This is a genomic window from Roseovarius halophilus (ex Wu et al. 2025), from assembly GCF_047086965.1.
On record NZ_JBKOTX010000223.1, the window covers coordinates 1 to 7,889 of the forward strand.

The window sequence follows — 7,889 nt, forward strand, 5'->3', positions numbered from 1 at the left end:
GCCGAACAGGCGCGGCATGCGGAAGTAGAGGGTGACCTTGCCCTGCCGACAGGCCTCATGGCCCAGGGCGCAAGCCAGCCAGGATTTCCCGACCCCGCAAATAAACAGTAGCAACTATTTATAAAGTCTTGGAGGTCGCTCCCGGGTATTGGTGTTTCTGCTTCGCTCTTCAGCTTTGCAAGACTGTGTGCCACAAAACTATCTCGGATGGCGTTCATAGTGGTGATAGTTTTGTCTGTTCTAAGTCGATCAAGCAAGGCTTGCTGGTCTTGCGTTAAATTCAAATCACTCCGCTGCTTCAAGTTGGGAAAAGAAAGGCAGTCCTTATTATTTGAGCCGTGATCCCAAATTCGAGACATTGTCATCACTAAATGTGCTCTTAGCGCATCCGAAATTAGATGGCTAACGGCGACTCGGTATTTACTTTGTTTTGCAACTGCTTCTAGGCGAGCATAGAGCCTTGCAGCTACCCAGCAATGAGCAAGGTTTTCTCGAATGATTTCTAAATGCCATCGTAGCGATACTCCGCTAATTGCGCCTGGAGTCTGCTTTCTAGTCAAACATCCAACTCCTCCACAAACCGCGCATTCTCCGAGATATACTGGAACCGCAGTTCCGGCTTTTTCCCCATCAGCCGCTCGACCAGGTCGCCGGTCTCGCCCGGTTCGTCCTCGTCGATGGTCACCCGGATCAGCTTGCGCGAGGCGGGGTCCATCGTCGTTTCCTTCAAATCCTTGGCGTCCATCTCGCCCAGGCCCTTGAAGCGGCTGACCTCCATCTTGCCCTTGCCGCCCAGCCCGGCCTCCAGCGCCGCGTCCTTCTCCGCCTCGGACAGGCAGTAGCGCCGCTTGGCGCCCTGCGTGACGCGGAACAGCGGTGGGCAGGCGAGGTAGAGGTGCCCCGCGTCGATCATCGGCCGCATCTGGCTGAAGAAAAAGGTCATCAGCAAGGACGCGATATGCGCGCCGTCCACGTCGGCGTCGCACATGATGATGATCCGGTCGTAGCGCAGGTCGTCGATGTTGAACTTCGTGCCCAGCCCCACGCCCAGCGCCTGCGTCAGGTCGTTGATCTCGGCGTTGCTGCCCAGTTTCGAGCTGGCCGCCCCCAGCACGTTGAGGATCTTGCCGCGCAGGGGCAGCAGGGCCTGGGTCTTGCGGTCGCGCGCCATCTTGGCCGATCCGCCGGCGCTGTCGCCCTCGACGATGAACAGTTCCGTGCCCACCCGGTTGGTGGCCGTGCAATCGACCAGCTTGCCCGGCAGGCGCAGCTTTTTCGTGGCCGATTTGCGGGCGGTTTCCTTTTCCTGGCGGCGGCGCTGGCGTTCCTCGGCCCGCAGGACCAGGAAATCGAGGATGGCCCCGGCGGATTTCGTGTCGGCGGCCAGCCAGTTGTCGAAATGGTCGCGCACGGCGTTTTCCACCAGCCGCTGCGCCTCGGCGGTGGCCAGCCTGTCCTTGGTCTGGCCGACGAACTCGGGCTCGCGGATGAAGCACGACACCAGCGCGCAGCCCCCGGTGACCAGGTCCTCGCGGGTGATCTGGGCGGCTTTGCGGTTGTTGACCAACTCGCCATAGGCCTTGATCCCCTTGAGGATCGCCGCCCAGAAGCCAGCCACATGCGTGCCGCCCTCGGGCGTGGGCACGGTGTTGCAGTAGCTTTGCAGGAACCCGTCGCGGCTGGGCGTCCAGTGGATGGCCCATTCGACCTTGCCCGGCGTGTTGAACTTCTCCTGGAAATCCACGGTGCCGGAAAAGGGCGTTTCCGAATAGGTCGCCGACGCGCCCAGCGTCTCGCGCAGGTAATCGGCCAGCCCGCCGGGGAAATGGAAGGTCGCCTCGGTCGGGGTCTCGCCGTCGTCAAGGTCCGATTTCCAGCGAATCTCGACGCCCGAGAAGAGATAGGCCTTTGACCGGATCGAGGCGAAGAGCCGCCCGGGCTTGAACTGGTGGCTGCCGAAGATCTCGGCGTCGGGGTGAAAGGTGACGGTGGTGCCGCGCCGGTTGGGGGCGTGGCCCACCTTTTGCACCGGGCCCAACGGCTTGCCGCGGGCAAAGCGCTGTTCGTGCAGTTCCTTGTTGCGGGCCACCTGCACCACCATGGAGTCCGACAGCGCATTGACCACCGAGGCGCCCACCCCGTGCAACCCGCCCGAGGTCTGGTAGGCCTTGCCGCCGAACTTGCCCCCCGCGTGCAGGGTGCAGAGGATCACCTCGAGCGCCGATTTTTCCGGGAACTTCGGGTGCGGGTCGATGGGAATGCCACGGCCGTTGTCGCGGATGGTGATGCTGTTGTCCGCGTGCAGGTCCACCTCGATGCGGTTGGCATGGCCCGCCACGGCCTCGTCCATGGAATTGTCGAGCACCTCGGCCACCAGATGGTGCAGCGCACGGTCGTCGGTGCCGCCGATATACATGCCGGGGCGTTTGCGGACGGGTTCCAGCCCCTCGAGCACCTCGATGGAAGAGGCGTCGTAGTCCCCGTGCCCGGTGGGGTTGAGAAGGTCATCTGCCATGGTTGCTGCTCTGCCTGTTGATTGGCACGCAGTGTGGCGCAATCCCTGTTCCGGGGCAATCGGTTCATGGGCGCGATCCCCCTTGCAGCCGGTTGCGAGGTGCGTAGGCTGGCGCGGCATCAAGGAGGATCGACATGCGTGTTTTCTTCACCGGCGGCAGCGGCAAGGCGGGGCGCCATGCGATCCCGGTCCTGCAACAGGCGGGTCACGAGGTTGTCAATATCGACCGGGTGCCCAGTGGCCTGCCCGACACCAACGAGTTGCTGATCGACCTGTGCGACAGTGGCCAGGTCATGGGGGCGATGACCCAATGGGCGGGTCTGGACGAGCTGGACAGGCCGCCGCAACCCTATGACGCGGTGGTGCATTTCGCCGCCGTCCCGCGCATCCTCATCGGCTCGGACGGCGAGTGTTTCCGTCAGAACACCCTGGCGACCTACAACGTGATCGAGGCGGCGGTGAAGCTCGGCATTCCCAAGGTCATCTTCGCCAGTTCCGAGACCACCTACGCCGTCTGCTTCGCCGCCGGAGAGCTCAAGCCCGACTACGTGCCCGTGGACGAAGATCACCCCACGGTGCCCCATGACAGCTATGCCATGTCCAAGGTCTGCAACGAGGCCACGGCGCGGTCGTTCCAGGCTCGATCGGGCGCGGACATCTACGGGCTGCGGATCAACAACGTGATCGAACCCCATGAATACGAGGAAATGTTTCCAGATTTCGTCGAACGCCCGGCGCTGCGGCGGCGCAACATCTTCGCCTATATCGACGCGCGCGATCTGGGTCATATGGTGGACTGCTGCCTGCGGACCGACGGGCTGGCCTACGAGGTCTTCAACGTGGCCAATGACGACACCTCGGTCGGCATCCCCAGCTCCCAGGTGATCGAGGAATTCTACAAGGGCGTGCCGGTCAAGGGCGAGATGGGCGCCTTCGATACCTTCTATTCCAACGCCAAGGCGAAACGGATGGTCGGGTTCAAGCCGCAACATGGCTGGCGTGACAGGATCGGCTGACGCGGCCCAAAATTCCAGAATTTTGGGCCGCGTCAGCCCCGCGCGCCCAGCCCCAGCTGCATCAGCGACTTGCGCAGCGGCGCGATGCCGTAAAGCGTCTCGACCCCCTTGGCGCGCAGGTCGCGCAGGATTGGGCTGCCGGCCATCGAGGCGCGGTTGAGCGCATCCACGCCGCGCACTCGCAGCAGAACCTCGGGGTGGCGGCGGCGGTGATAATCGGCAAGCATCCGGGCATCGCCCAGCCGGTCGGGGTGCTGCTTCGCAAGGTCCAGCAGGCAGGTCAGATCGGCCAGCGACATGTTCAGCCCCTGCGCGCCGATGGGGGGCACCACATGGGCAGCCTCGGCCACCAGTGCAGTGCGCTCGGCCTGCATGCGCGCGGCCAGCTGGCTGATGATCGGCCAGACCATGCGACGCCCGGCCAGTTTTAACGGCCCGCTCACCCCGGCGGAGCGCTCGGTCGCCTCGGCCTCGAAGCCGGCCGCGGACAGGGTCATCCGGCGCAGGCATTCGGGGCCGGTGTCCATCCAGACGACCGCCGAACAGGGCTTGCCGTCATGATCGGGCAGGGGAACCAGCGTGAAGGGCCCGCCGGTGCGGTGTACCTCGGTCGAGACGTTGTCATGGGGTTCCGGGTGGGTGACGGCGAAGACCACGGCCTTCTGGCCATAGCGGGTCGTCGTCGCCTCGATCCCGACGGCCTGCCGGACGGGCGAGCCGCGGCCATCCGCGCCGATCACCATCCGCGCGCGCAGCCGGCTGTCATCGGAGAGCGTCACCAGCGCCTCGGCCTCGCGCGTCAGCATGGACTTGAACCCGATACCCGGGCGGAAATCGACATTGTGCACGTCCGAAAGGCGCGCGACCAGCTCTCGGCGCAGCAACCAGTTGGAAAAGTTCCATCCGAAGGGTGCGTCGGAAATGTCGGCGGCATCGAAATCGCGGGTCACGCGGGGCTCGGGTTCCGCGCCGCCGGCATCCACGATGCGCATGATCTGCAAGGGGGCGGCATGGGGCAGCAACCTGTCCCAGACACCGGCCCGGTCCAGAAGGGCGCGTGCGGGTTGCAGGAAGGCAGTGGTGCGCAGGTCGGCCCCCTCTGCCGCGGCCTCGGTGATTGGCGGGGCGGGGTCTGCAATGACCACGGAAAACCCGGCGCTGCCAAAGGCGGCGGCGGCAGCCAGCCCGGCCACCCCGCCACCCGATATGAAGATGTCGACCTGTTCCATGCCCCAGACATAGGCGCGGCCGCAGTCCGGGGAAAGCACTCTCAGGCCAGCTGCGACAAGAAGGCCGCGAGGTCGTCGGTGTGATGATGGATATGATCGTGATGCGCCGGCTGCGGCGCGACGTGGACCGTCCGCATGCCCATGGCGTGCGGCGCGGCCAGGTTGCGGGTGTCGTCCTCGAACATCGCGCCGCGATCGGCGGGCAGGTCGTCCAGGGCAAAGACCGCCTCGAAGGCCGCCTGTTCCGGCTTGGGGCGGAAGCCCGCGTGTTCGACGCCATAGACCGCGTCGAACACTTCCGTCAGGCCGCGCGCGGCCAGCACGTTGCGCGCGTAGGGTTCGCAGCCATTGGTATAGACGATCCTGCGCCCCGGCAGCGCGGCGATGGCGCGGGCCAGCTGGGGCGCGGGATCAAGCACGGTAAAGTCGATCTGGTGCACCTCGTCGAGGTAGGGGGCCGGGTCCACATCGTGTTCGGCCATGAGACCGGCCAACGTGGTGCCGTACTGCCGCCAGTAGAGATCGCGCAGCCGGTCGGCCTCGTCCAGGTCCACCCCGGCGGCGCGGGCGACATAGGCGGTCATGCGCGGCTCGATCTGGGCGAAAAGCCCCGTTTCGGGCGGGTAGAGGGTATTGTCCAGGTCGAAGACCCAGGCGCGGACATGAGAAAATGCAGCTTTGACCATGCCGTGTTATCTAGTCCGGAATCGTTGGGGCGGCAATCCGTCCGGCTTGATACAATCGGGTGCAACGGGATACGGTCTGCAAAACGCGAAGGGAACCCGCCATGGTCGAGCTGAAAACGCCACAAAAGGACGCCTATCAACTGATCCTCGAGGCTATTGATACCGGCGTCTACAAACCCGGAAGCCGACTTGTGGAAAGCGAGCTGGCCGACAGGTTCGGTGTCTCGCGCACGCCCATCCGCGAGGCCCTGCAACGGCTGGAAACCCAGAGCCTGCTGACCCGCGACGGCCGGTCGCTGATCGTGGCCTCCTTGGATCATTCGCAGCTCAGCGAGCTTTACGTCGTGCGTGGCGAACTCGAAGGGTTGGCGGCGCGGCTGGCCGCGCGCCACGCGACGCCCGAGGAAAAGCGCGTGCTGCGCGACATGCTGGAGGACGACCGCAAGCTGCAGCACGACCCCGAGGCCATGGCCCGCGCCAACCGCCGGTTTCACAAGCAGATCCATCTGGCCAGCCACAATCGCTATCTGGTGCAGCAGCTTGACCTCGTGCATCGGTCCATGGCGTTGCTGGCCTCGACCTCGATCGCCGCCGAGGGGCGCACGGTGGACACCCTCGAAGAGCACGGGCGCATCGTGCGCGCCATCGAGCAGGGCGACGGCGATGCCGCTGATGCCGCCCTGCGCGAGCACATCAGCCAGGCCTTCGTCATCCGGTTGCGCCTCGATGCCGAGGCCGACGACGCGCTGCGTTAAGCGCCGCCTCGGCCCGGCGCGGACCGGGGTCGTAGATGCCATGGGCGGTCTTGTCCCAGTAGAAGGGCCGACTGGCCAGTTCCAGCAGGCCCTTGTAGGCGGCGAGGGCGGCGAGCGGGAAATAGACATGCAGCGATGGCGCCCATTTCATCAGCTCGGGCTTGCCTGCGTCGCGCACCGCCAGCGCGGCGATCCCCGCGCCGATGACCTCTGACGTGAGGAAAAGCAGGGCAAGCCCCAGCGCCACCGGCCCGGTCACCACGTCGGACAGCGGATGCGGCAGCCCCAGCGCGATCAGCCAGAGCGACCAGAGCGCGGGCATCAGCACGAACTGGCTGAGCGTGCCCAGGAACAGCAGTTGCACCCCGAAAAAGGCGCGCGGTCCGAGGTTGCGCCAGAGCCGAAGGGGGCTGCGCATGTGCACCGCCCATGTCAGCGCGTACCCCTTGAGCCAGCGCGAGCGCTGCTTGACCCAGGGCCAGGCGCGGGCATTGGCCTCTTCCTCGGTGACGGTTTCCAGCATTTCCGTGCGGTAGCCATGCCGGGCGAGGCGAATCCCCAGGTCCGCGTCCTCGGTCACGTTGTGGGCGTCCCATCCGCCGAGGCTTTCGAGGACATCGCGGCGGAAAAACAGAGTCGTGCCCCCCAGAGGAACCGCCAGGCCAAGTTTTTGCAGTCCGGGCAGAACGATGCGGAACCAGGTGGCGTATTCGATGGTGAAACACCGCGCCAGCCAGTTGGTGTGACTGTTGTAGTAGTCCAGCCGCCCCTGCAGGCATGCGACGCGTCCATCGCGGGTGGCGAAGCGGCTGGCCACCATGTTGATCTGGTCGGGGTCGGGGGCGTCCTCGGCGTCGTACACCCCGATGATGCTGCCGCGGGCGAAGGCCAGGGCGTAGTTCAGCGCCCGCGGCTTGGTCTGCAGCGTGCCCGGCGGCACCTCGATCACCCGCATGTGAGGTGGCAGATCGGTGGCCGCGACGGTTGCGCGGGTCAGCTTGTCATCGCGCTCGACAACAAGGCAGATGTCAAGCCTCGTTGCGGGATAGTCCAGTCGCATCAGCCGTGTGATCAGCGCTGTGGCGATGTCGCGTTCGTTGAAAAGTGGCACCAGGACGGAAACCGTGGGCAGGTCCTTGCCGCTCAGCGAGCGCGGCAAGGGGCTCTGGGGCGGGTGGCGCAGGAAAATGATCGTGGCGGCGAGTTTGAGCACGGTCATGATAAGCAGGGTGAGTACGCCCCAACCTAGGATCAGGGCAAAGCCCGCGGCGGGCCAGGCCAGCAGGCCGCCCAGTGCGCCCAGAAGGGTGGCCGCCCCGAAAGCGCGCGCGCGGCCCACGCGCCAGCCTCGACAGCTGTCCTGCAGCGGTGTCCGGCGTTCGGCCATGTCCTGCAGGGCGGCGGGGCAGGCCCGGGCGAGATGCGCGTCCAACTGGTCGGGCGGGCAGGGCACGAGGCGCAGGATGCAGTCCTCGAACCCGGGCAGATCGGTAGGGTTGGGTGGGGGTGTGGCCCCGGCAGTGTCGGCCAGCAGGACCAGCGTGCCGGCAAGGTGGCGCAGGGGAAGCAGCCGGCGCGCCAGGCAAAAACGCGCGCCCAGGGCGCGGACCAACCGGGGATCGGCCGTCATATGTGCGGTGTCGACCGCTTGCAGCCTGCGGGCCGAGGCGGCCCGCGCGCGGCGATGC

General features: G+C 65.7%; 6 protein-coding genes and 1 pseudogene. 2 read left to right on the forward strand and 5 right to left on the reverse strand.

From position 1 onward, the window contains the following. Positions 1-96, reverse strand: a pseudogene (locus ACH107_RS27435) (ATP-binding protein); the annotation flags it as partial. Positions 97-556: 460 nt separating this feature from the next. After that, complete coding sequence (parE, locus tag ACH107_RS27440; protein WP_310702644.1) at positions 557-2,515, reverse strand: DNA topoisomerase IV subunit B; 1,959 nt, start codon at positions 2,513-2,515, stop codon at positions 557-559. Between the two features lie 134 nt (positions 2,516-2,649). Between parE and ACH107_RS27445 the strand changes: the two genes are divergently transcribed. Beyond that, on the forward strand, positions 2,650-3,531 hold the full coding sequence (locus ACH107_RS27445) for an NAD-dependent epimerase/dehydratase family protein (protein WP_412508859.1): 882 nt from the start codon (positions 2,650-2,652) through the stop codon (positions 3,529-3,531). A 32-nt stretch (positions 3,532-3,563) separates the two neighbouring features. On the opposite strand, the gene ACH107_RS27450 is transcribed toward ACH107_RS27445, so the two are convergent. Beyond that, positions 3,564-4,760, reverse strand: coding sequence for a UbiH/UbiF family hydroxylase (locus ACH107_RS27450; protein WP_412508862.1), 1,197 nt, complete (start codon positions 4,758-4,760; stop codon positions 3,564-3,566). Positions 4,761-4,801: 41 nt separating this feature from the next. Further along, entirely contained in the window at positions 4,802-5,446 is a 645-nt protein-coding gene (locus tag ACH107_RS27455) for a pyrimidine 5'-nucleotidase (RefSeq protein WP_310691448.1), read from the reverse strand. Between the two features lie 101 nt (positions 5,447-5,547). Here ACH107_RS27455 and ACH107_RS27460 point away from each other — a divergent pair, with 101 nt between their 5' ends. Next, complete coding sequence (locus ACH107_RS27460; protein ID WP_412508860.1) at positions 5,548-6,201, forward strand: GntR family transcriptional regulator; 654 nt, start codon at positions 5,548-5,550, stop codon at positions 6,199-6,201. Here the strand turns inward: ACH107_RS27460 and ACH107_RS27465 are convergent. Continuing rightward, positions 6,155-7,889 (reverse strand): glycosyltransferase (locus tag ACH107_RS27465; RefSeq protein WP_412508861.1); only part of this gene is annotated, 1,735 nt, incomplete at its 5' end. The two genes, ACH107_RS27460 and ACH107_RS27465, sit on opposite strands and share 47 nt — an antisense overlap.

Coding starts and splice junctions, on each gene's coding strand:
- ACH107_RS27450 (WP_412508862.1), bottom strand. CDS start 4,760: ATGGAACAGGTCGACATCTTCATATCGGGTGGCGGGGTGGCCGGGCTG.
- ACH107_RS27460 (WP_412508860.1), top strand. CDS start 5,548: ATGGTCGAGCTGAAAACGCCACAAAAGGACGCCTATCAACTGATCCTC.
- parE (WP_310702644.1), bottom strand. CDS start 2,515: ATGGCAGATGACCTTCTCAACCCCACCGGGCACGGGGACTACGACGCC.
- ACH107_RS27455 (WP_310691448.1), bottom strand. CDS start 5,446: ATGGTCAAAGCTGCATTTTCTCATGTCCGCGCCTGGGTCTTCGACCTG.
- ACH107_RS27445 (WP_412508859.1), top strand. CDS start 2,650: ATGCGTGTTTTCTTCACCGGCGGCAGCGGCAAGGCGGGGCGCCATGCG.